The 20,388-nt window shown below is 44.1% G+C and carries 22 protein-coding genes and 1 other annotated feature; of the genes, 6 read left to right on the top strand and 16 right to left on the bottom strand.

Annotation, left to right across the window (positions count from 1 at the left end):
* The first annotated feature begins 150 nt into the window (after positions 1-150).
* The gene (locus ACFSCZ_RS08625) at positions 151-471 is read left to right on the top strand and encodes a PepSY domain-containing protein (RefSeq protein WP_380773479.1); all 321 of its coding nucleotides are present in this window, start codon (positions 151-153) and stop codon (positions 469-471) included.
* A 72-nt stretch (positions 472-543) separates the two neighbouring features.
* Here ACFSCZ_RS08625 and ACFSCZ_RS08620 read toward each other — a convergent pair whose 3' ends face one another.
* Positions 544-1,383: a YtnP family quorum-quenching lactonase gene (locus ACFSCZ_RS08620; RefSeq protein WP_380773538.1), complete on the bottom strand. Its 840-nt coding sequence runs from the start codon at positions 1,381-1,383 to the stop codon at positions 544-546.
* 102 nt (positions 1,384-1,485) lie between these two features.
* Here ACFSCZ_RS08620 and ACFSCZ_RS08615 point away from each other — a divergent pair, with 102 nt between their 5' ends.
* Positions 1,486-1,764 (top strand): YtzH-like family protein, encoded by a 279-nt coding sequence (locus ACFSCZ_RS08615; protein ID WP_380773478.1) that lies wholly within the window; start codon positions 1,486-1,488, stop codon positions 1,762-1,764.
* Here the strand turns inward: ACFSCZ_RS08615 and ACFSCZ_RS08610 are convergent.
* The 7 genes from ACFSCZ_RS08610 to ACFSCZ_RS08580 all read right to left on the bottom strand — a co-directional run bounded on the left by ACFSCZ_RS08610 (position 1,761) and on the right by ACFSCZ_RS08580 (position 8,298).
* Entirely contained in the window at positions 1,761-2,534 is a 774-nt protein-coding gene (locus ACFSCZ_RS08610) for a phosphotransferase (protein WP_380773477.1), read from the bottom strand. The two genes, ACFSCZ_RS08615 and ACFSCZ_RS08610, sit on opposite strands and share 4 nt — an antisense overlap.
* A 187-nt stretch (positions 2,535-2,721) precedes the next feature.
* Complete coding sequence (locus tag ACFSCZ_RS08605; protein ID WP_380773475.1) at positions 2,722-3,471, bottom strand: NERD domain-containing protein; 750 nt, start codon at positions 3,469-3,471, stop codon at positions 2,722-2,724.
* Between the two features lie 25 nt (positions 3,472-3,496).
* A complete protein-coding gene (gene thpR, locus ACFSCZ_RS08600; RefSeq protein WP_380773474.1) occupies positions 3,497-4,060 on the bottom strand; it encodes an RNA 2',3'-cyclic phosphodiesterase in 564 nt (187 codons plus the stop codon).
* 14 nt (positions 4,061-4,074) lie between these two features.
* Entirely contained in the window at positions 4,075-4,938 is an 864-nt protein-coding gene (gene dat / locus ACFSCZ_RS08595) for a D-amino-acid transaminase (protein ID WP_380773473.1), read from the bottom strand.
* 17 nt (positions 4,939-4,955) lie between these two features.
* The gene (pepV, locus tag ACFSCZ_RS08590; RefSeq protein WP_380773472.1) at positions 4,956-6,377 is read right to left on the bottom strand and encodes a dipeptidase PepV; all 1,422 of its coding nucleotides are present in this window, start codon (positions 6,375-6,377) and stop codon (positions 4,956-4,958) included.
* A 48-nt stretch (positions 6,378-6,425) separates the two neighbouring features.
* On the bottom strand, positions 6,426-7,601 hold the full coding sequence (locus ACFSCZ_RS08585) for an ABC transporter permease (RefSeq protein ID WP_380773470.1): 1,176 nt from the start codon (positions 7,599-7,601) through the stop codon (positions 6,426-6,428).
* Positions 7,594-8,298: an ABC transporter ATP-binding protein gene (locus ACFSCZ_RS08580; RefSeq protein WP_380773468.1), complete on the bottom strand. Its 705-nt coding sequence runs from the start codon at positions 8,296-8,298 to the stop codon at positions 7,594-7,596. Before ACFSCZ_RS08580 ends, ACFSCZ_RS08585 begins: the two co-directional genes overlap by 8 nt.
* 300 nt (positions 8,299-8,598) lie before the next feature.
* On the opposite strand from ACFSCZ_RS08580, the gene ACFSCZ_RS08575 reads away from it, so the two are divergent.
* Positions 8,599-8,820, top strand: coding sequence for a DeoR family transcriptional regulator (locus ACFSCZ_RS08575; protein WP_380773467.1), 222 nt, complete (start codon positions 8,599-8,601; stop codon positions 8,818-8,820).
* A 354-nt stretch (positions 8,821-9,174) separates the two neighbouring features.
* On the opposite strand, the gene ACFSCZ_RS08570 is transcribed toward ACFSCZ_RS08575, so the two are convergent.
* Positions 9,175-9,909: a pseudouridine synthase gene (locus tag ACFSCZ_RS08570; RefSeq protein ID WP_380773465.1), complete on the bottom strand. Its 735-nt coding sequence runs from the start codon at positions 9,907-9,909 to the stop codon at positions 9,175-9,177.
* A 117-nt stretch (positions 9,910-10,026) separates the two neighbouring features.
* On the opposite strand from ACFSCZ_RS08570, the gene ACFSCZ_RS08565 reads away from it, so the two are divergent.
* Positions 10,027-10,344 carry a hypothetical protein gene (locus ACFSCZ_RS08565; RefSeq protein WP_380773464.1) on the top strand — a complete coding sequence of 106 codons (318 nt, stop codon included), beginning with the start codon at positions 10,027-10,029 and terminating at the stop codon, positions 10,342-10,344.
* A 48-nt stretch (positions 10,345-10,392) separates the two neighbouring features.
* On the opposite strand, the gene ACFSCZ_RS08560 is transcribed toward ACFSCZ_RS08565, so the two are convergent.
* Positions 10,393-12,009: a putative polysaccharide biosynthesis protein gene (locus tag ACFSCZ_RS08560; RefSeq protein ID WP_380773463.1), complete on the bottom strand. Its 1,617-nt coding sequence runs from the start codon at positions 12,007-12,009 to the stop codon at positions 10,393-10,395.
* A gap of 174 nt (positions 12,010-12,183) precedes the next feature.
* On the opposite strand from ACFSCZ_RS08560, the gene ACFSCZ_RS08555 reads away from it, so the two are divergent.
* On the top strand, positions 12,184-13,452 hold the full coding sequence (locus ACFSCZ_RS08555) for a BaiN/RdsA family NAD(P)/FAD-dependent oxidoreductase (RefSeq protein WP_380773462.1): 1,269 nt from the start codon (positions 12,184-12,186) through the stop codon (positions 13,450-13,452).
* Positions 13,453-13,475: 23 nt separating this feature from the next.
* On the opposite strand, the gene ACFSCZ_RS08550 is transcribed toward ACFSCZ_RS08555, so the two are convergent.
* From ACFSCZ_RS08550 to ACFSCZ_RS08535, 4 genes are all read right to left on the bottom strand, one after another.
* Complete coding sequence (locus ACFSCZ_RS08550) at positions 13,476-13,658, bottom strand: sporulation protein Cse60 (RefSeq protein ID WP_380773461.1); 183 nt, start codon at positions 13,656-13,658, stop codon at positions 13,476-13,478.
* Positions 13,659-13,734: 76 nt separating this feature from the next.
* A complete protein-coding gene (locus tag ACFSCZ_RS08545) occupies positions 13,735-14,049 on the bottom strand; it encodes a rhodanese-like domain-containing protein (protein ID WP_380773537.1) in 315 nt (104 codons plus the stop codon).
* Between the two features lie 253 nt (positions 14,050-14,302).
* The gene (leuS, locus tag ACFSCZ_RS08540) at positions 14,303-16,717 is read right to left on the bottom strand and encodes a leucine--tRNA ligase (RefSeq protein ID WP_380773460.1); all 2,415 of its coding nucleotides are present in this window, start codon (positions 16,715-16,717) and stop codon (positions 14,303-14,305) included.
* 51 nt (positions 16,718-16,768) lie between these two features.
* Positions 16,769-17,007 (bottom strand) — a binding site (T-box leader).
* A gap of 137 nt (positions 17,008-17,144) precedes the next feature.
* Complete coding sequence (locus ACFSCZ_RS08535; RefSeq protein ID WP_380773459.1) at positions 17,145-17,435, bottom strand: YtzC family protein; 291 nt, start codon at positions 17,433-17,435, stop codon at positions 17,145-17,147.
* 113 nt (positions 17,436-17,548) lie between these two features.
* On the opposite strand from ACFSCZ_RS08535, the gene mnmM reads away from it, so the two are divergent.
* The gene (gene mnmM / locus ACFSCZ_RS08530) at positions 17,549-18,121 is read left to right on the top strand and encodes a tRNA 5-(aminomethyl)-2-thiouridylate-methyltransferase MnmM (RefSeq protein WP_380773458.1); all 573 of its coding nucleotides are present in this window, start codon (positions 17,549-17,551) and stop codon (positions 18,119-18,121) included.
* Positions 18,122-18,360: 239 nt separating this feature from the next.
* Here the strand turns inward: mnmM and ACFSCZ_RS08525 are convergent, their stop codons facing one another.
* Together ACFSCZ_RS08525 and ACFSCZ_RS08520 are read right to left on the bottom strand one after the other, a co-directional pair.
* The gene (locus tag ACFSCZ_RS08525; protein ID WP_380773457.1) at positions 18,361-19,470 is read right to left on the bottom strand and encodes a tetraprenyl-beta-curcumene synthase family protein; all 1,110 of its coding nucleotides are present in this window, start codon (positions 19,468-19,470) and stop codon (positions 18,361-18,363) included.
* Positions 19,427-20,278, bottom strand: a complete 852-nt coding sequence (locus ACFSCZ_RS08520; protein ID WP_380773456.1) for an alpha/beta hydrolase — start codon at positions 20,276-20,278, stop codon at positions 19,427-19,429. Before ACFSCZ_RS08520 ends, ACFSCZ_RS08525 begins: the two co-directional genes overlap by 44 nt.
* Between the last annotated feature and the right edge of the window lie 110 nt (positions 20,279-20,388).

The raw sequence follows: 20,388 nt of genomic DNA, 5'->3' as shown, positions 1-20,388 counted from the left end.
CTGCTCCTTTATCTGTATATTTCTTTCATTTTATTCAACTTTTATAAGATTTACCAGCGATGTTCTTTACCATTTGGAAGTATTTATTATTCCAACCTTATTTGAAATTACGGTATACTAGAGATGATGATTGATTTTGGAGGTGCTCATATGAATTGGAAAAACTTTCTACTCGGGGCAGGTGCGGGTGTTATTGCCGGCTACTATGCGAGTGAAGCTTTAAAGAAAAACTCTTTGGCATCAGGCGAAAAAGTACTTCAAACCGTAAAAGAAGCATTTAAAGATTCCGGCAGCATTGAAGGCTCCTGGATTAAATTCAGACCTGAAGAGTACGAAAAATATGCTTTAAAAACAGAAGTTTACAGAGGCGGCATTACTACCAAAGAAGATGGCGAAACAAAGCAATATGAATTTTTGGCAGACGCCCACACTGGTACAGTCATCGATGTGTACCCAGTAAATTATGCGTAAATAAAAAAATATTAAACTATCAACAAAAAACAGGTGGCTTTTTTCATGGCTTCACCTGTTTTTTGCTTTGCGCTATTTCCTTTTCACCTCTTGGAGAACCTTCCCATTCTGATCCCATTTGACGGCCCTGAAGCAGGCATCATGATAAAAGACAAACCAGCTTTCCGCTTCCATTTCGGCAGGGATCCATTTCAGCTTAGCGCGTATCGAATCCATCGGGTAATCATCATAGGCAGTTACCCATAGAGCGTTCTGATGCGCATGAGTAGGCATGATATCCCCCATATGAACTGCTCTCTGTCCGTTATTTTCGATTGTAATCATACTATGCCCTGCACTGTGGCCTCCCGTATGGATCATTGTGATGCCTTCTGCAACAGTAAATATACCTGTAAACGTTTTCACTTGTTCGGCAACGGGTTCCCAATTTTCTTTCCAATATGTATTCCTCGACCGAATATTCGGGTTACGCATTTCATCCCATTCAATTTGTGATGTATAAATGACTGCATTGGGAAAAACGGTGGCAAACCTATCTCCTTTACGCTTGGTTAAACCGCTTGCGTGATCAAAATGCAGATGAGTCATACATATGATATCAATATCTGCGGGTGATAATCCCAACTCTGCAAGTGACATTTCTATTTGGGACTCTTCGGTCACTCCAAAATTGCGAATTTGTTTTTCGGACATTTTACCTTTTCCTACGCCCGACTCTATTAAAATGTTTTTGCCGTTGATTTGAAGATGAATAGGATCTGACCGCAATTCTATGCGATTTCTTTCATCTGCCGGGTATCGTTTGGACCAAAGCGGTTTGGGCACCACACCAAACATGGCACCGCCATCCAGGCGGGTATTCCCCCCGTTCAGCCAAGTCAGTGCAGCCTCTCCGATTTGAATGGTATCCAACCTGTTCACCTCTCTTCTCCTTCAATGATCTTCACATGACAAGGATAGAAAAAATAAATCCCCATACAATAATTATACTACATGGCAAAAAGGAGGATGATTATGCCGCTTTCTTACCACGATCAAATTGGACTGTTAAAGGATATTATGGTCAATCATTTGGAAGACCTGCAAGGATCTGTTTCGGAGTGCACTCAAATCGGCAGGCTGGTCAAATCCCTGTTGGCCAATCAGGAGGTTCATCCTGAATTGACCCCTGTGCTGGAAGAAATATATTTCTATTGCCAAACCGGCTCCCGAACGAAAGATTTAACGGGTCATATAGACAGTCATCAGGAACATCTGTCGCATTGGATCGGAAATATCGATCAATACACTTAAGCGATCGTTTCCAGGTAGCCTACCCAGAAGTCCATTTCCTGATAACGTTGGCGGTTTTTATGCATGCCGATGGTTTGCAGCGTATAGGCAGTCACGTACCATTTCATTCGGAGCTGAAGATGCTCTGAATCGGTAATACCATATTTCTTAAACCAGGACGGCCAATCATTTTTGGGAATATACAAATATAGAAGGGGGCCGATATCCATTGCCGGATCTGCAATCGTTGCGCCATCCCAATCAATCAGGTAGATTTCATCCGTGTCTGACAGCAGCCAATTGTTATGGTTTACATCCCCATGGCAGACGGTAAACGTCTCGTATTGAACATTGGCAAGCTCCCTTTGCAGAAATTTCAATGACTGTTGAATATCCGGAATAGACATTAATTCGGCATCGAGACCTGAGATGACTTCAGCAAGCATCATTTCCGGTTTGTAAGGTGATTTTCCAAGACGGCCCAGCATAGTAAGCAGAGGACTGGACTCGTGTATCTTTTTCAGCAGCTTCGCAACACCATCCCGGGTCATTTCTTCCGGTTTGAATTCACGGCCGCTTAAACACTCCTGTGCTGTGATTACATCTCCATTTTCCATTCTTTTGGTCCAAACGAGCTTGGGAACGATTCCCTCAGCAGACAATACGGCTAAAAAAGGAGAAGAGTTCCACTTCAAAAAGAGTTTCTCATTATTCTTGGAAGCAAAGAAAGCCTTCCCTGTCGCTCCGCCGGCGGGGATAATCTCCCAGTCGTGCTCTAATAAATGTTTCACCGTCATTCACCTTCAATAAATACCGGAGGCACTTCTCCGTTCATTCTGTAGAAAGAAAAAAGACAGCTATTGGATATACGAGAATACAACAATAGCCATCCTTCCTTAAAGTTTACCGCGAACCGACTTTTTTCGTCAAGACCCAATCCTTGGTTACTTGTTTTTCCGGTACATTTCTTAACTATTGTCAGTCGGATCTCTTTGCGCTTGTCTTTACGCATTGTTCGAGCAATGCTTTGGCAGCCTTAAATTGCATAAGCTTCATCGGGGAATGATACGACCGCAGTTCTTGAATCCATGCCTCATAATGTTGTCTGTCTACAATCCGAATGTCAGCTGGAACATCAGGATAGGTAATATAGCTGTTCTCTGAAACTATGATTTTTTCAATAGGCCATTCAATGCCTCTGGCCCGGAAAATCTGGGCTGCTATATTTTCCATTCTCCGAAGCGGCAAGACCGGATTAAGAACTTTCTCTTCTTTATTTCTATAACTCTTCTTCCAGAAATGTTCATGTGTCCCGATATATAGAGCCTCTTCTCCATCCTCCAAAAACACCATACAGACCAGCTTGGAAGGAAGGAGCATATAAACATCAAGCTGTATTCTGGCTTTTTTCAGCTGCATTACAGGAGTATACATCAGCATAAATGAATCCGGAAATCGCTGAACAAGTTTCCGAAGGCGCGAATCTGAATATATGCCTGAATGGGGATAGGACTTCTTAAATACAGTTGAGCTAGCCCATTTAATTTGCGAAACAAAGAGCTGATCCAGAAATGCCTGTTTCAGCTCATTTCGTTCAAGTACGTTGGCCGTTGAGTCCAGTATAGAGTCCCATCGCCTTTTTTTCAGTCTTACAAATAATGAGGTGTAGTGGGATAAATCAACTTCATATCGAGAAATATAATCATTCAATTTAATGAGCTGCGCCATTTTCCTTTATGCAACCTCTCTTTTTCTATACGAGCGGAAAACACTCGGCTTTTTCATACTTTGGTAACTTTTGCGGGTGAGTTCGGTAAAGTACCACCTCTTTGATGGAAAAAACAGTATCAGGCAAGCACGAGAAAACACTTTCTTCGAGAGCCTTCATCTGAAATTTCCTTTCACTCACCCAGCTTCTGGCAATGGTAATATGCGGTTTAAACGGCCTTGTTTCCAGTTGAAATCCGGCTTTTCCGCATGCCGTATAAACATGATCACGTACACGCCTTAGAGATGCACTATCTTTTGTATTGACCCAGAGAATTCTTGGTGCATCTTGACGTCCGAATGTCCCTGCATGGTTTAGGCTCAGTTGAAAGGATGGCACCCCTTGTAAAGATTCTCTTACATGGGAAACAGCATCAGCCAGCATGTGTTGTTCTGCCTTACCCAAAAAAGCTAATGTGATGTGATAATCAGCATGGTGAACCCAACTTTTAAAAGGAAATATTTCTTTGGCTTGTTGGCTGATCTCCCATAATGGGTCTTTCACTTCATTTGGCAAGGATAGCGCAAAAAAATAGTGGCTTGTGTCCATGGAACAGGGCTCCTTTACATATGTGCTTTTGATTCCGCAATAATTCTTTGTTCAAATAGCGTTTGTAACATCCGAACCATTTGTCCAGGTGTGCCATTTCCGACTGTCTTTCCGTCAATCTCAACAATTGGCATTATTTCAGATGTCGTACTTGTAATGAAAACCTCATCTGCCTGGAATAAATCTTCCAAAGTAAATGCTCTTTCAACAAACGGAATGCTGTTCTCTATACAAAGCTTTTGCAATTCCTGCCTGGTAATACCGTTCAAAATAAAATGGTTGGCAGGGTGCGTGCGGACTTCACCTCTATTTACAATGTACACATTGGAAGATGAGCCTTCCGTCACAGTGCCGGAGCGGTGCAATATGGCTTCGTAGCATCCGGCTTCAGCTGCTTCCTGCTTGGCTAAAACATTCGGAAGCAAATTCAGGCTTTTAATATCGCAGCGCAGCCAGCGGATATCTTCTGCCGTGACAGCTTTCACCCCGTGTTTCATTAAATTCCCGGGTCTGGCTACTTCATTTGTATAAGCCGTAAATACTGGCTTCGTCTTACTTTCAGGAGTCGGAAACATGTGTGTCCGCGGTGCAGCCCCTCGGGTTACTTGCATATAGACGGAGCCATCATAAACTTTATTTTCTGCGACAAGCTTTTCAACAAGGTCCATCATCTGCTCAGGTGCCAAAGGGATGGTTATTTTTATTTTTTTTGCACTTTGATATAGCCGGCCGATATGTTCCTTCATGGTAAAAAGCTTTCCTTCGTATACCCGGATGACTTCGTAAACACCGTCACCAAATTGATATCCCCGATCTTCCAGATCAATGCCGATAACAGATCGTTCCATAAGTTGATCACCTAAAATGATCTTCCCCATATCTTCTTCCTCCTGTTTTATTCATCTAGAGCAAGCTCGTAAAATGCCTGGGCATATAATGCCGCAGCCCTAAGCAAATCCTCTAATTCCATATATTCATCTTTTTGATGGGCCACATCCGGCCTGCCGGGAAACAAAGCACCAAAAGCAACGCCCGATTGTAAGGAACGTGCATATGTTCCTCCGCTGATGGCGAGCAATTCTGCCTTTTCGTTTGTCTGCTGTTCATAGACTTTCACCAGTTTTTGTATTAGTATGTCATCGGCCGGTACATAATGCGGCTTTAAGTTTGAAATATCCGACACCTGGAAATGAAATTCTTCTGCTGCCCTCATAATTTTCTCCATCCCCTCATCCAAGGAGAAGGATGCAGGATACCTCATATTTAAACCAAAACGACCGCCGTCTTCATCGTTATACGTCATGATGCCTACATTAATCGTGACATCCCCCATCTGCTCATCTTTATGTTGTACGCCCAGCGCCCTTCCTCTTGAATCACCCAAAAAAAAGTGAACAGCTGCTTTAATAAATTCCATTCCTTTCCGATCTATTTTAATGGTCGACAGAAAACCTGCAAGAAGCAGCCCGGCGTTTTTTCCGTGATCCGGTTCCATTCCATGGGCAGATATTCCTTCAAGTTCCAGTACAACATAGCCGCTTTCTACATAATATCTCCCGGTTAATTCCTGACGATAGATAAAGTCGTTAAACTGCTGGAGAATCTCAGTTTGTTCCTGCTGGATGTCCAATACTGCCCGTGCGTAATCTGGAACCATATTATAACGTCTGCCTGAAAAAAAGGAAATAAGCGTAATTTTCGCCCCTTTTTCTCTTAAAGAATTACGATTTTGTTTTAAGTCAAAGTCAGCTATTCCCTTTTCTGCATGGATAACCGGAAAGTCTGCGTCAGGGGCAAATCCCCTATCAGGCATTTCTTCATTCTCAAAATAATGATTGACACATCGCCATTTGCTTTCCTCATCTGTCCCAATAATTAACCGGATACGCTTATCAATAGGCAGGCCAAGATCTCTTACAATTTTCATCCCATAATATGCAGCTATGGTAGGCCCTTTATCATCAATCGCTCCTCTGCCGTATATTCTTCCCTCTCTGATCTCACCGCCAAATGGATCAACAATCCAGCCATCTCCTTCCGGAACAACATCCACATGGCAAAGGGCTGCAATCAGCCCGTCACCGGAGCCCATTTCAAGATGACCGGCAAGGTTACCTACATTCTTAATCAGAAACCCGTCTCTTTTTCCCAGATCGAGCAAGTACTCCAGCGCTTTTTTTACTCCGGTCCCCAAAGGGGCTTCTTCGGTTGCATTCGTTTCATTCAAAACACTGCGAATGCGAAGCAATCCTTGTAAATCTTGGATTAATTCATTCTTTCGTTTATGCACTTCTTGTTTCCAGTCGATTTTTGCCATGTTTAATACTCCTTTGGACTATTGTCAATGTTCTTATTGTACAACGATTTATCCGGCTAAAAAAAGGGAAAGAGACTGGAACATTACAATGTACGCTCCGCTGATAAAAATATAGGGGATGGAGAGGATGATGGTCACCAGCCGTTTAGCTTTCGCATAGCCGTAATTTTCCGTGTATTTTTTAGTAAAAGGATGGCTGCCCGCCACCCTATACCAAACAATGCCTATCCAGATCATCAGAAAAAAATACCCCGAGATCACTATTGTTAGCTTTAACCAGAATGGCGGTATAAAAACAATGGCTGCCGATGTAACACCCAGTATTTGCAAATAGCCCCTGATATATTGAGTATCACGGACCGTGACTTTAATAAACAGTTCCAAGAAGGCATTTTTTTCGGTACGCCTGGAGAAAATCCGATTGGATCGGGAGTAAAGTCTGGGACTCCTGCGAACCGGTTTTGGCTTTGGGAGTTTTTCCATGTCCATAGATAACCCGAAAATGAATTCCGTATACTTATATTTTACCTTTTGATCAATGGACAGATCCTGCTCAAAAGTATGTATCGAGGTAAATCGTTTCCTAACGAACAACATAGAGACCAGTGTATTAAACAAGACAATGGAAAACATAGAGATCAAGCTGCCTGACAGAAACGCATGATAGCTTCCCCACCAAATACATGCAGCAAAAGCAGCAACAGGAATCCCTCTGATGAAACTCCTCCACCCACTCAGCTGAACATTCATCCTGCTGTTGATCCCCATGATCATCCATTTTAAAGAGACCCATAGACTGAGAAACAGCGCCAGATCGGTACCTGTGTATCCGTAATGCAACATCCAAAAAGGGGCTATAAGTGCTGATAAGAATCCTCCTGAAAGAATAGCTGTCATCGAGGATAGGACTATTCCACCCTGCTTCATGCGAAGCATAAGCCGCTCTTGTTTTCGCAAAAAAACATTGTCGGCTTCTCTGATATAGGTTTGGAAGGTACTTCCCCACAATAAAAAGAAACAAATCGAAAAAAACAGTCCGAAAGGAACAGATTCTATCCAGCCTGGCGCCTCTATCCACCAGGACCTGTAAATAAAGAAAGAAATACCAACAGCGGGCAATACAAGGTAAACTAGAACGGTCCAGTCTACAACAGACTTTAGTACAGAGTATTGAAAATGCCAGTTTTCCCTGATTCTTCGAAAAAGCAGCTGGCGGCTAGTCATTGAGCTCATCCTCTGTTGTAATGCAGGAATACAAACTTCCATCGCCGGCGCCGCATTGGGTGAGTACCTCTGACAAGTTTCCGGCTGCCTTCACCGTTCCACGCTCGATGACGATGAATGAGTCGCATATCCGCTGGGCGGTATCCAATATATGCGTACACATGAGAATCCCGGTCCCCTTATTCTTTTCTTCATCTAATAATTCAAGCAGCATTCGGGTGGAAGAAGGATCCAGTCCCATGAATGGTTCGTCAATGATTAACAACCGGGGTCCCGTAAATAATGCAAGTGCGATCATTCCCTTTTGCTGCATTCCTTTGGAGAACGTTCCCGGGAATTCATGCATCCGTTCATAAAGACGGAACTTTTTCAATAATTCTCGGGCATAGTTTAGATGCCCCTCCCCCAGCTGTTCAACTGCTCCAACAAACTCAAAATGCTCCCATAAAGTCAGTTCATCATAATACACTGGCCTTTCGGGTATATATGAATAGGCTGTCCCTTCTTCCATTTCGATCGTTCCTTCCAGGAAAGGCAATTCTCCTAAAATTGCTTTAATGGTCGTACTTTTTCCTGCTCCATTGGCTCCGATCATTCCAGTCAGGCTTGCCTGTTCCAAAGCAAAGTGTACATTTGAGATGGCAGGTTCCTTATTTTTATAGCCGGCTTCCTTTATATCGACCGTGAGTAGTGACATAGCGAATTCATTCCTTTCTGCTTAACACTATTCCCTACGGGCAGGCATTGCAAAGGTTTCAGTTTTTCTTATAGAGGGAATACTGGCTGGCAACCGACAAATCTTTCCAAGCCGCTTATAAAGCTTTCTTTATCCAAATAAATAAGTTAAAATAGAAGTGTCTGACAATTAAGTTTTGCTATCGGTGATGTCTACCATACGATGTAAAGGAGTTGTCCTTCAACTTTATACAAATCCAAAGCAACAGGCATAGCTGTCCGCACCTTCTGCCAAGGAAATTTAAGATGAGGGAGTGGTTTTTTGAAACCATCAACAGACAGAATGCTTACCAGAATTAAAGATGTATACTTATACATCCGGGAAAATGGTACAGTTTCCACACGGGAATTGGCAGACGCATTCGGAAGTACACCTCGCACCATTCAAAGGGATTTGAATGTGTTAGAATACAATGACCTGATTAGCAGCCCGCGTCGCGGGAAGTGGACAACAACCGATAAAAAAGTGAAAATTACGTCGTAGTTAGAAAAGCGGAAGCGCCTCGATCAGCCCCGACAAGCATAAGACGAGCACAGAAGAAGGCGTTCTTTGCCTTCAGCTGTGATTGGCTTATGACCTCGAGGGGCTAGGCGCCGGAGCTGGACAATAAGAAAAGCGCAAGACGGCTGCACAGGGGCGGCAAGGATGGGGGGCGAACCAAAGGAGGCATTCTCTTTGCCTTCATCGGGTAGACCGGAGCAACCTCGAGCCCCTGCCTTCTGAAGGCACATTCTGTGCGTCGTTAGACCATTAGAAAAGCGGAGGCGCCTCGAAGCCCCCGACTTTTATAAGCCAAGCCCCGGAGCAGGGATATGCCTTCTCCAGGGCTTTTCCTCTTTAGCGGTGTTCTGTTTTACTGCTTACATACGAATGGATCTGTTGGATTTCTTCTTCGGTCATTTCTCGATATTCTCCGGCCTCCAAAGTCTCATCCAGCATAATGGGCCCCATGGAGAGGCGTTTTAAATACAGCACCTTTTTTCCGACTGCTTCAAACATACGCTTAACTTGATGAAATTTACCTTCTGTAATCGTAATCTCAACATCAGAATAGATCCCAGATTTAATGATCTCCAGATTGGCAGGCTTGGTTTGATAGCCATCATTCAGAGTGACTCCCTTTTCGAATACCTTTCTATCCTCTTCCGTTACGGTTGAATTAATGACAGCAAAATAAGTTTTGGGAACTTCCTTTTGCGGTGAAAGCAGCTGATGCGCCGTTTGACCATCATTTGTCAAGATCAACAATCCTTCAGTATCTTTATCAAGACGTCCGACGGGAAACGGCTGAAAAATAACATCTTCTGGATCAAGCAGATCAATAACGGTTTGTTCTTGTATGTCTTCTGTCGCCGAAATGAATCCAGGCGGTTTGTTCATGATAAAATAAACAAATTCCTTATAATGGACTTCCTCGCCAAGAGCCAGCACGGTATCTTTTACAGGATCGACTTGAAACTTTCCGTCCTTGACCGATTCTCCGTTCACTGTGACTTTTCCGCTTCGTAATAGCTTTTTTACGTCTTTACGGCTTCCGTACCCCATATTGGCCAATAATTTATCAATTCTCAACGGATTTACCCCCAGATTATTTTTTGGAAAAATACCCAATTGGGCGATCGTCTATACGCTTTTTCCGTGTTTACATAGGCTATTGATGCAGGAATGAAAAGAATGGAGTGAAATATCATGGATTACAGACAACAGCCTCCAATGGGTACAGGAATGCAGCCAATGCCAACGGGGATGCAGCAGTTTCCGACGGGCATGCAGCCAACAGGCATGCAGCCAATGGATTTTCAACCTCAGACAGGACAGCAAGGCCAATTCTTTCCTGGATTCCCCGGCTTTCCGGGAGGCGGAGGCGGCAATATTAATAGAAGAATAGACCAGCTTGAACGGCAAGTGGATCGACTCAGAAACCAGTTTGAAAGATTGGACCGGCGAGTGTCAAGGATCGAAAGGCAATTGGGTTTCACCCGTCCAGAATATTATGACCTTCCATAAGTAACATGGGGGAAAAAGAGGCGCCGTTTGGGCAGCCTCTTTTTTCTTTTATTCCAACCGCAGCCTTTGTTTTATTTTTTGAACTCTGGAACCAAACAATCGATCTGCCAGGCCTGATTTCAGACCAAGATATCCATAGATTACTGCCCCTGCTCCAGCACATATGACGATGATGAGTATGGACTGAATCGTAGATTCCGGTGTCAGGAACCATAACAGGCCTTTGTATATCAGATACACCGGCACCGCCATCACCAGATTAAAAATCCCTATTAATATAGTCCTTCTGTACACAAGCTTTAATGGATAGCGTGCAAATTTTTTGATGACTATAAAGTTAATGAAAATCGCTGTCCCATATCCTAATGCTGTGGCGTATACTGCTCCCTCCGCAGCAAACAATCGGATCAATGGGATATTTACAGCCAATTTGACCAGCAGCCCTGTTAGAAGGCTCAGCATCGTAAATCGCTGCTCATTGATTCCTTGAAGAATAGCAGCGGTAACTGAGTATAATGCAAACAAAATAGCAACAGGTGCGTAAGCGCGCAATACTTGAGCTCCATACTCGTCGTATTCATAAAACATGGTGTACATGGGCTCTGCCAAAAGCGACAAGCCGATGGCCGCCGGCATCGTAATAAAGAGCAGTACTTGAAAAGTTTGGTCCAATTGGCGAAACATCTGTCTTCTGTCATTTTTCACAAAAGATTCTGTGACTAGAGGGACAATGGTCAAGGCGAAAGCAGTTGCCAATGAAACAGGAATAATAACAAGCTTGTGTGTAGTCATATTTAATATTCCAAGAGCATCGAGTGCTCCTGACGCATTTCCGGCTGCTGCCATCGCACGTGTGAACGTGATTTGGTCAATAAATTGATACAAGGGATTCGCAATGCCAACCATAACAAATGGAAAAGCATACATAAGGATTTCCTTATACATATTTGGCAATGAGACATCCATGGAACGCCGGTCGTGCTGCAAAAGCTCATCCAATCCCGGCTTGCGTTTCTTCCAATACCATAAAAGAACGGCAAAACTGGACAAACCGCCGATAAAGGCCGCAAATGTGGCAACACTGATGGCGGTTACCATACTTCCTTTTAATACATATAAAACGATAAAAGCTCCTGACAGCAAAAAGATAATCCTTGCCAGCTGTTCTACAACCGTTGATACTGCTGAAGGCCCCATAGACTGGTGTCCTTGAAAGAATCCCCTCATCAAACTCATGACCGGAATAATTAATAAGGCGAAACTGACAGCCCTGATGACCGCTGCTACATCTTCCGTTGAATATTCGGATTCAGCGCCTTTTAATACAATTTCAGCCAGCCACGGCGCCAGCCCGTACATAGCGAGAAAGGAAACAACCCCTGTTCCCAGCATGACATAAATGCCCGAGCGAAATAACTTGCGCCCAACCGCATATTCTTCCAGTGCATTATATTTCGCAATATATTTTGATACAGCAAGCGGGACACCCGCCGTCGCAATACTGATAAAGATCGTATAAGGCACATAACCGAACGTATAAAGCGCAGCCTGATCAGCCCCGCCGATGATTTTATAAAAAGGAATGACATAGAGAAGGCCAAGCACTTTGGATAAAATTGTGCCCAGCGTTAATATAAAAGTTCCTCGAATTAATTTAGATGACATTCAGCATCTGACTCTCCGTTATTTTGATTTATGTAAGTAATCCATTCTATCCCCTGTTCTAGTTTACAGTGATCGACTCGTTTTGACAATGAGACACCTCTTGTGATTTGCTTTTGGTTAATCAGCCATTTACAATAAAAAGATTGAAATGGAAAATGAAGGTGATGATTGATATTGACATATGATGTAATTGTAATTGGCGGAGGACCTTCCGGGTTAATGGCCTCTATTGCAGCAGCCGAACAACACGCACAGGTGCTTTTAATCGATAAAGGCGATAAGCTTGGCAGAAAGCTGGCAATTTCCGGCGGAGGAAGATGCAATGTAACCAACCGGCTGCCTATTGAAGAAATCATCCGTCATATCCCTGGCAACGGCCGCTTTTTGTACGGGCCCTTCTCCATTTTTAATAACGAAGATATTATCCGCTTTTTCGAAAATCTTGGAATTCAGCTGAAAGAAGAAGACCACGGCCGCATGTTTCCGGTTTCCAACCGGGCACAATCCGTTGTCGATGCCTTATTGGATTATATGAAAAGGCTCGGGGTCGAGATCCGTATCCATTGTTCGGTGGAAGATGTTCTTTATGACAATGGAAAAACTGCAGGCGTTCTGCTGAAAACAGGAGAGACAATAAAAAGCCGGGCTGTCGTTGTGGCTGTCGGCGGAAAATCTGTTCCACAGACGGGTTCGACAGGGGATGGCTATCCATGGGCGCAAAAAGCCGGCCATACCGTAACCGAACTTTTTCCGACAGAGGTCCCGCTTACTTCTGATGAATCTTTTATTATAGAAAAGACGCTGCAGGGACTTTCTTTAAGGGATGTTGCACTAAGTGTCCTCAACCCCAAAGGAAAACCGCTTATTACCCATCAAATGGACATGATTTTTACCCATTTCGGTATTTCAGGACCGGCTGTTTTGCGATGCAGCCAATTTGTTGTTAAGGCCAAGAAAAAATGGGAATTAGCTAAAGTGGTCATGAACCTTGATGCACTTCCGGCCATCAATCAGGAGGAACTTTTTCAAAAGCTGGTCAAGCTGGCAAAGGACGAGCCCAAAAAGGCGCTCAAAAATGCCTGGAAAGGCCTGCTTCCGGAACGGTACCTGCTATTCCTGCTGGAACAAAGCCACCTGGACCCCTCGGCTCCATGCACAACTGTTTCATCCGAGAAAATTAAAAACTTCACACAGGTATGCAAACAATTCAGATTTACCGTAAATGGAACGCTGCCTCTTGAAAAAGCCTTTGTGACCGGCGGAGGTGTCTCTATAAAAGAAATCGAACCAAAAACGATGGCCTCCAAGAAAATGCCGGGGCTCTATTTTTGCGGAGAAATACTGGATATTTATGGATACACTGGAGGTTATAATATTACAGCGGCACTTGTAACAGGACGCCTGGCAGGAGTAAACAGCGCTATGTACAGCCAGGAAAAATAAAAGGGCTCCGTGCGTTGGAGCCCTTATTTTATATACATAACCATAGCGCTGAAACAGTAAATTTGTTCGTCCGTCCCTTCGCGAAGGGCAGCGATGTTATATTTTATATCCACCACTTGCTTTTGTTCCAGCCCGCCGATGAATTGATTGATTTCTTCTTCTAAGTCTTTTTCATGTTCACAATCAAACAGCTTTACCTGCAGCATGGCACCCACCTCTCCGTTTTTAACCACAGTATAGACGGGCAGAAAAGATTTTATACAATTGAGAATTTTTCATTTCCTATTGTTTCGGCTTGGTTTCGCCGTTCCAGTCGTCCATACCGCCCACCATGTTCACTGCCTTATATCCATGGGCTGTGAGATATTCGCAAACTCTATGGCTTCGGCCGCCGGCTTTGCAAATAATAATATATTCAGTCTCCTTATTGAATTGATCGAGGTGCCCAGGAATGTCCCCCATACGAATATGAACAGCCTCGGGAATCATTCCTTCCCTCACCTCCTCATTCTCACGTACATCTATTAAGAAAAGTGTCTCACCGTTTGCCAGCTTGGTCTTGACCTCATCGGCTTTAATTGTTTTAACCTCCATTATTGATCACCTTTCATTAAAATTACTTACTCATTATAACAAAGCTTACTGAATCATCATAGAAATTATGCAGCGGAACCAAAGTTTGCATTTACCGCCAATCAGCTTGTATGGACTCAACTTGCCGACGAACCTAATGGATAGGCAATCGGAGGCAGCAAACTTCTTTGAAAAAGCCATATTGGCAGTGAAGGACTGTCCCAGCTAATAGAAAACGGCCGTCATCAATTGTGATGACGACCGAAAGTACAGCCTTTTAGTTTGCTACCACATTTACAAGTTTTCCTGGTACTGCAATGACTTTACGAACCGTTTTTCCTTCAATAACGGATTGGATTTTTTCATCTTTCAACGCAAGTTCTTCCAATTCTGCTTTACCGGCTTCACGGGATACGACCAGCTTGGAACGAACTTTCCCATTCACCTGAACGACAATTTCCACCTCGTCTGCGACAAGCTTGGATTCGTCGTAAACAGGCCAAGATTCATACGTAATTGTTTCATGATGGCCCAGCTTTTCCCATAATTCTTCAGCAATATGAGGAGCAATGGGGGACAACATTTTAACAAATCCTTCCATATATTCCTTAGGAAGTACGTCCGTTTTATAAGCTTCATTGATAAAGACCATTAATTGCGAAATGGCCGTATTGAAATGCATCGCTTCATAGTCTTCTGTTACTTTCTTGACCGTTTGGTGATAGACCTTTTCAAGGTCACCGCCTGTCACCTCTTTGACTTTACTGCTCAGGTTTCCGTCATCGGCAACAAGCAAGCGCCAGACTCGATCAAGGAAACGCCGTGCTCCGTCCAAGCCTGTTGTGGACCATGCAGCTGAAGCTTCAGGCGGCCCCATAAACATTTCATATAAACGGAGCGTATCTGCCCCATGGCTTTCTACGATATCATCCGGATTGACGACATTTCCTTTGGACTTACTCATTTTTTCATGATTTTCCCCAAGAATCATTCCCTGGTTAAACAGTTTTTGGAACGGCTCTTTCGTTGGGACAACGCCGATATCATATAAAAATTTATGCCAGAAGCGGGCATAGAGTAAGTGAAGTACGGCATGCTCAGCACCGCCGATATAAATATCAATCGGCAGCCATTCCTTCAATAACTTTTTATCTGCGAGCTCTTTTCTGTTATGCGGATCAATAAATCGTAAGTAATACCAGCAGCTTCCCGCCCACTGCGGCATTGTATTCGTTTCACGGCGTCCTTTTCTCCCGGTTTCCGGATCTTCCACGTGCAGCCAGTCTGTAATATTGGCAAGTGGAGATTCTCCTGTACCTGAAGGCTTGATCTCATCCGTTTCAGGCAATAGTACCGGAAGCTGGTCCTCTGGAACAGCAGACATCGTTCCATCTTCCCAATGAATGATTGGAATCGGCTCTCCCCAATATCGCTGGCGGCTGAACAGCCAGTCACGGAGCCGGTAAGTAATCTTCTTCGTACCGCAGCTTTCTTTTTCAAGCCATTCAATCATCGCAGAAATGGCGTCATCCTTGTTCATCCCATCTAAAAACCCTGAATTTACATGAGGGCCGTCTCCAGTATAGGCTTCTTCATTGACATTGCCGCCAGCCACTACTTCTCTGATTTCTAGGCCAAACTTTTTCGCAAATTCATAGTCGCGCTCATCGTGTGCAGGAACTGCCATGATGGCCCCTGAACCATAACTCATCAACACATAATCCGCAATCCAAATTGGAATCCTTTCACCATTTACCGGATTGATGGCATAAGCCCCTGTAAACACCCCTGTCTTCTCTTTCGCAAGGTCTGTTCTTTCCAGGTCGCTTTTTGACTTGATTTGATCAATATAGGCCTGAACATCCGACTTTTGTTCAGGAGAAGTAATTTTTTCAACTAATGGATGTTCCGGAGCAAGGACAGCATACGTCGCTCCAAACAATGTGTCAGGGCGGGTTGTAAAGACATCAAACGATTCCGGGTGCCCATCGATGGCAAAAGTAACTTCCGCACCCTCAGAACGGCCGATCCAATTTCTTTGCATTTCCTTGATACTCTCCGGCCAATCAAGGTCTTCCAGGTCTTCCAATAGACGGTCTGCATATTTCGTTATTCTTAAAATCCACTGTTTCATGGGGCGGCGTTCCACAGGATGTCCGCCACGCTCACTCTTTCCATCAATGACTTCCTCATTTGCCAGTACCGTTCCCAATGCCGGGCACCAGTTCACAGGGACTTCATCAACGTACGCAAGACCATGCTCAAACAATTTTAAAAAGATCCATTGCGTCCATTTGTAGTATTCAGGATCTGTTGTATTGATCTCCTTGTCCCAATCATATGAAAAACCGAGAGATTTTATTTGGCGGCGGAACGTTTCAATATTATGTGCAGTAAATTCAGCAGGATCGTTTCCGGTATCGATAGCGTACTGCTCTGCCGGCAAACCAAATGCATCCCATCCCATCGGATGAAGTACATTATATCCCTGCATGCGTTTCATGCGAGCTAGAATATCGGATGCCGTATATCCTTTGGGATGCCCGACGTGAAGCCCGGCTCCCGACGGATACGGAAACATATCCAGCGCATAGAATTTTTCTTTCTGTTCATCATCTGTCGTTTTAAATGTTTTATTTTCTTCCCAATAGTGCTGCCATTTTTTTTCTACTTCCTTATGGCTGTAACCCATGAAAATGCCTCCTGACTTGTTCAATTAAAAAAACCCCCATCCCCAAATAAATCCTGGGACGAGAGGTTGTTGTCTCCCGCGGTACCACCCAAATTAGTGAAAAGGCCACTCGCTTCTTGATCTTTAACGCAGAAAACGGCAAGCATTACAAGAATACTGCCGATAGCGGCAAGCTTCCTTCACACCTGCAGAATAAAAGGGGAGTTCATGATGGTCCCGGCCGGCTCCCACCATCCGCCGGCTCTCTGAAAACAGGATGACACCATTACTGGTCCTTTTTAACCGTTAGTATATATAAGTCCTTTATTCCCCATTGTAGACAATTTTAGACATGTTTTCAAGATGATATCAACCAGAAAGTCTTAAGCCTGTTTTAAAACAAAACAGCCTGCAGAGACATCTCCTGTTCTCTGCAGGCTGATCTAACTTAGTGCCATGTGCTGTAGATCGGTCTGTCATGGTCCAAAAGAATCATTTTGTTTTGAAGCTGTTGTACCTTAAGGCGAACCCGGTGAAGCTGTTCCCTTTGCTGCGCATTGGCACTGTCGGCCATTTTTTGAATCTGTTGGGTCATGGACTCCAGCTCATGCAAAGCATCACTATATTCCACGTCATGATAGTGCTCTTGCCGTCTCCCTTGCTCGTACTGCTCCTCGGCATATAAAATGGCCGATTCACATTTATTGATAAAAGAATCAATGGACTCCCGTGTTGTCAAAACATCCTCCCCTTTTCCTATGGCTTGGCGTTACACCTGCCATTTATAGTTTGTACTCTCTTCTGTACAGTTATGATACAATTTCTTGTAGAAAAAGAAGGAGGTCAACCGTTATGAACATTGAAGGGGTACTTTCGCATGCCCGTTCCCTGATGCAGAGGGTAGTCAGACCCGGCGGAAACGCCATTGACGGGACTGTCGGCAACGGAAACGATACCTTGTTCCTCGCCAAGCTTGTCGGGAAAAACGGCCGTGTATTTGGTTTTGATATCCAGCAGCAGGCCATCCAAAATACCACTTCGCTTCTGGAGGAAAACGGCGTTGCTGACAGGGTGACCTTGTTTCAGAGAGGCCATGAAACTCTCACGGAGTCCCTGCCTCAAGAGACACACGGCAAAATCAGTGGAGCCATGTTCAATCTCGGCTATTTGCCGGGCGGTGACAAAACGGTTGTCACTCAACCTGAAACAACGATTGCTGCCATCACTCAACTGTTGTCTGTGTTAGAAAAAGGAGGCGTTCTGTGTCTTGTCATCTATCCCGGCCATGAAGAGGGGGCCCTTGAACGCGATCACGTGTTAGCTTTTGCTAAAGATTTGGACCAATCCAAAGTCCATGTCCTCCAATATGGTTTTATTAACCAAAAAAATAATCCGCCATTTTTATTGGCATTTGAAAAAAAATAATTCCAACTCCGCTACCCAGCAGGCACCTGTTTTTGGTGATTGGTTTTCACGCAAGGGTTTTTGGCAAAAGCCCCTTGCGTGAAATATAGAACTTCGGGAAGGCACGTTAGAGGCGCAGAACATCCAGGTGTTACACAAGTCTATCCGCTTTCCAATGGTATGACAGGTTTCCAATGAATGACTGGCAAACAAACAGACTTCTGGCAGATAGGATTTGTTTAAGGAGTCCTCTGTACATATTATGATTTAACGGGAGCAGAGACCCACTTTTCCGATCCGGCAAACATTCGTTGAAATGCCCGGTAGGCTCGTCCGTTCCAATAAAAGAAATAACTGATGAGTCCGCCGCGTTTGATCAATTTTTTGGCGATTGCCCTCACATCGGCCTGTTCCATTACTTTCCGGTCGGAAAGATATATACCGAGCAGCCCTCGGTGGATCAGCTGATGAAACCTCCCGTCCGGCAGATTATTTGTATGACGATCAGCCTCTTCCATGAAATGAATGAAACGGTTAAGCATTTCTTCATTATTTTTATAGTAAAAGCAGAAATTTAAATCCCCGCCTTCACGATCCTCTTCCTGATCAATGAAGTAATCAAGCAAAATGTGAAGCCCCTGTATGTAAGGAAAATAACCTTCACGAATAGTCCTTGCATGCTTTTCCTCCATATCACCTCTGAATCCGTAGGAAACAAGGCAAAATATCCCGAGTGTGGAGCCGGAGCATGCTGAAAATTCATGCCACTCCATTTTGGGAAGAATCCGTTCATGCTGTTTAAACCATTTTTCGAGACGTTCCTCGCGCTCTTCGATGGATACGTGCTTATGTACTTGCAAATCACAATAATACTTGCAAAGCTCAAGTAAAAAGGGCTTGATCACCTCATAGTCCGGTACTTTTTCCAAAACGGCCTGGCACGTTCTTTTTAATTCTGCCAGATACCCTGCATCCTCCCGTTCTTCTCTATAACGATAATAATCACGCTCAGGCGCGCCAAGGGTCAAGGCATCTGCCATGGATTCGTGCAAAGCAGCAAAATCCTTTGGGTCCATGGAAGTGCTTCGGTCGCATAAGTTATCTAGATAATCGCTGATCGTTTGATAGGCCACTATGAATGTTATGGCTTCTCTTTGATGTTCTAAAGCGGTGAGAGCCATGATGGCTCCTCCTTCGCAATGAAAGGTTTTATCACGGATACTTGCAAGGGCCTGCTGCCTGAGCTCTTTATCGGGAATAGCGGATGCCCTTTCTTTCCAATAGGACAACTCTTGATGAACTGCAGGCAGAACTTCCTTGTATACTTTATTCATGAGTGATAGGGGATGGGTTGGCAACACGAGAAACATCACCTTGCTTTAGTTGATCTAACAGCCGAACCTGCAGGTCTGTGAAATTTTTGGCATAGTCGAAAATTACGTATCTTTCCGGCTCGTTGAATATCTCATGATAACATGCCGGCCATTCCTTATAAAGTTTCTCGGATAGAGGCAGCCCATTAAACCATCTTTGGACATCGGCTTTCTGGACAATTTTGTCATCCCCGCCCTGCATAACTAAAAGAGGTATATCTGGAAAGTTTGAAATGTTAGCGAAAGCATCTTTCATCGCTTTCAATAATTCCCGATACCAGCGGATAGATACTTTAGTCACGTACAGACTGTCATTCAGAGCCCGGTCTTTCTCATCCGCATTACGCGTGGCCAGATGGATATCCAATTGACTTTCCACTTTCAGCTCCGGAGCAATCCAATTTAAACCGACGGACAATGCATTGACGGGCATGGGCGGATAATGGACGAGCCCAAGGCAGGGAGAGGATAAAACAACTCCCGCAATATTTTCATTTTCTTCCTGAAGAAGGCGGATAACGGTCAAGCCGCCCATACTATGTCCCAGGAGGAAAACGGGCAATCCATACTCTTCTGCTTCTCGGAGCCACTTTTTTACTTCCACCACATATTCTTTGAATGAATCAATGTGCCCTCTGTGAGATCTTGTAGTCAACCCCTGACCGGGCAAGTCTCCTATGACAACGTGATATCCGTTTAAAACCCACATTTCACGGAGCCACTTGTATCTGCCCTGGTGTTCCATGGCCCCGTGTACAATGACCATCACACCCTTGGCCTTCCCTGCTGCTTCCCACCTCCGCATATCTATAACTCCCCTTCTTATTTCATTTCTCTATTTATTTTACCCTTTTTTCACCCTGGAAATCTTGCCTGGAGGCGGAAAAACTTCATTTTCAAACCATTCGACATATT

It is taken from the genome of Siminovitchia sediminis (assembly GCF_042680885.1).
In the GTDB taxonomy this organism is placed as follows: Bacteria; Bacillota; Bacilli; order Bacillales; family Bacillaceae_C; genus Siminovitchia; species Siminovitchia sediminis.
The sequence above is the reverse complement of the archived record's forward strand: the minus strand, read 5'-3'. Positions and strand labels throughout refer to the sequence as shown.

What these genes read in the sequence shown, in the direction of transcription:
- ACFSCZ_RS08580 (WP_380773468.1), bottom strand. Translation starts at nt 8,298, where the DNA reads ATGTCACTACTCACGGTCGATATAAAGGAAGCCGGCTATAAAAATAAG.
- ACFSCZ_RS08520 (WP_380773456.1), bottom strand. Translation starts at nt 20,278, where the DNA reads ATGCGGAGGTGGGAAGCAGCAGGGAAGGCCAAGGGTGTGATGGTCATT.
- dat (WP_380773473.1), bottom strand. Translation starts at nt 4,938, where the DNA reads ATGGGGAAGATCATTTTAGGTGATCAACTTATGGAACGATCTGTTATC.
- pepV (WP_380773472.1), bottom strand. Translation starts at nt 6,377, where the DNA reads ATGGCAAAAATCGACTGGAAACAAGAAGTGCATAAACGAAAGAATGAA.
- ACFSCZ_RS08525 (WP_380773457.1), bottom strand. Translation starts at nt 19,470, where the DNA reads ATGTTTCTCGTGTTGCCAACCCATCCCCTATCACTCATGAATAAAGTA.
- thpR (WP_380773474.1), bottom strand. Translation starts at nt 4,060, where the DNA reads ATGGACACAAGCCACTATTTTTTTGCGCTATCCTTGCCAAATGAAGTG.
- ACFSCZ_RS08585 (WP_380773470.1), bottom strand. Translation starts at nt 7,601, where the DNA reads ATGACTAGCCGCCAGCTGCTTTTTCGAAGAATCAGGGAAAACTGGCAT.
- ACFSCZ_RS08550 (WP_380773461.1), bottom strand. Translation starts at nt 13,658, where the DNA reads ATGCTGCAGGTAAAGCTGTTTGATTGTGAACATGAAAAAGACTTAGAA.
- ACFSCZ_RS08615 (WP_380773478.1), top strand. Translation starts at nt 1,486, where the DNA reads ATGCCGCTTTCTTACCACGATCAAATTGGACTGTTAAAGGATATTATG.
- mnmM (WP_380773458.1), top strand. Translation starts at nt 17,549, where the DNA reads ATGAACATTGAAGGGGTACTTTCGCATGCCCGTTCCCTGATGCAGAGG.
- ACFSCZ_RS08560 (WP_380773463.1), bottom strand. Translation starts at nt 12,009, where the DNA reads ATGTCATCTAAATTAATTCGAGGAACTTTTATATTAACGCTGGGCACA.
- ACFSCZ_RS08625 (WP_380773479.1), top strand. Translation starts at nt 151, where the DNA reads ATGAATTGGAAAAACTTTCTACTCGGGGCAGGTGCGGGTGTTATTGCC.
- ACFSCZ_RS08605 (WP_380773475.1), bottom strand. Translation starts at nt 3,471, where the DNA reads ATGGCGCAGCTCATTAAATTGAATGATTATATTTCTCGATATGAAGTT.
- leuS (WP_380773460.1), bottom strand. Translation starts at nt 16,717, where the DNA reads ATGGGTTACAGCCATAAGGAAGTAGAAAAAAAATGGCAGCACTATTGG.
- ACFSCZ_RS08565 (WP_380773464.1), top strand. Translation starts at nt 10,027, where the DNA reads ATGGATTACAGACAACAGCCTCCAATGGGTACAGGAATGCAGCCAATG.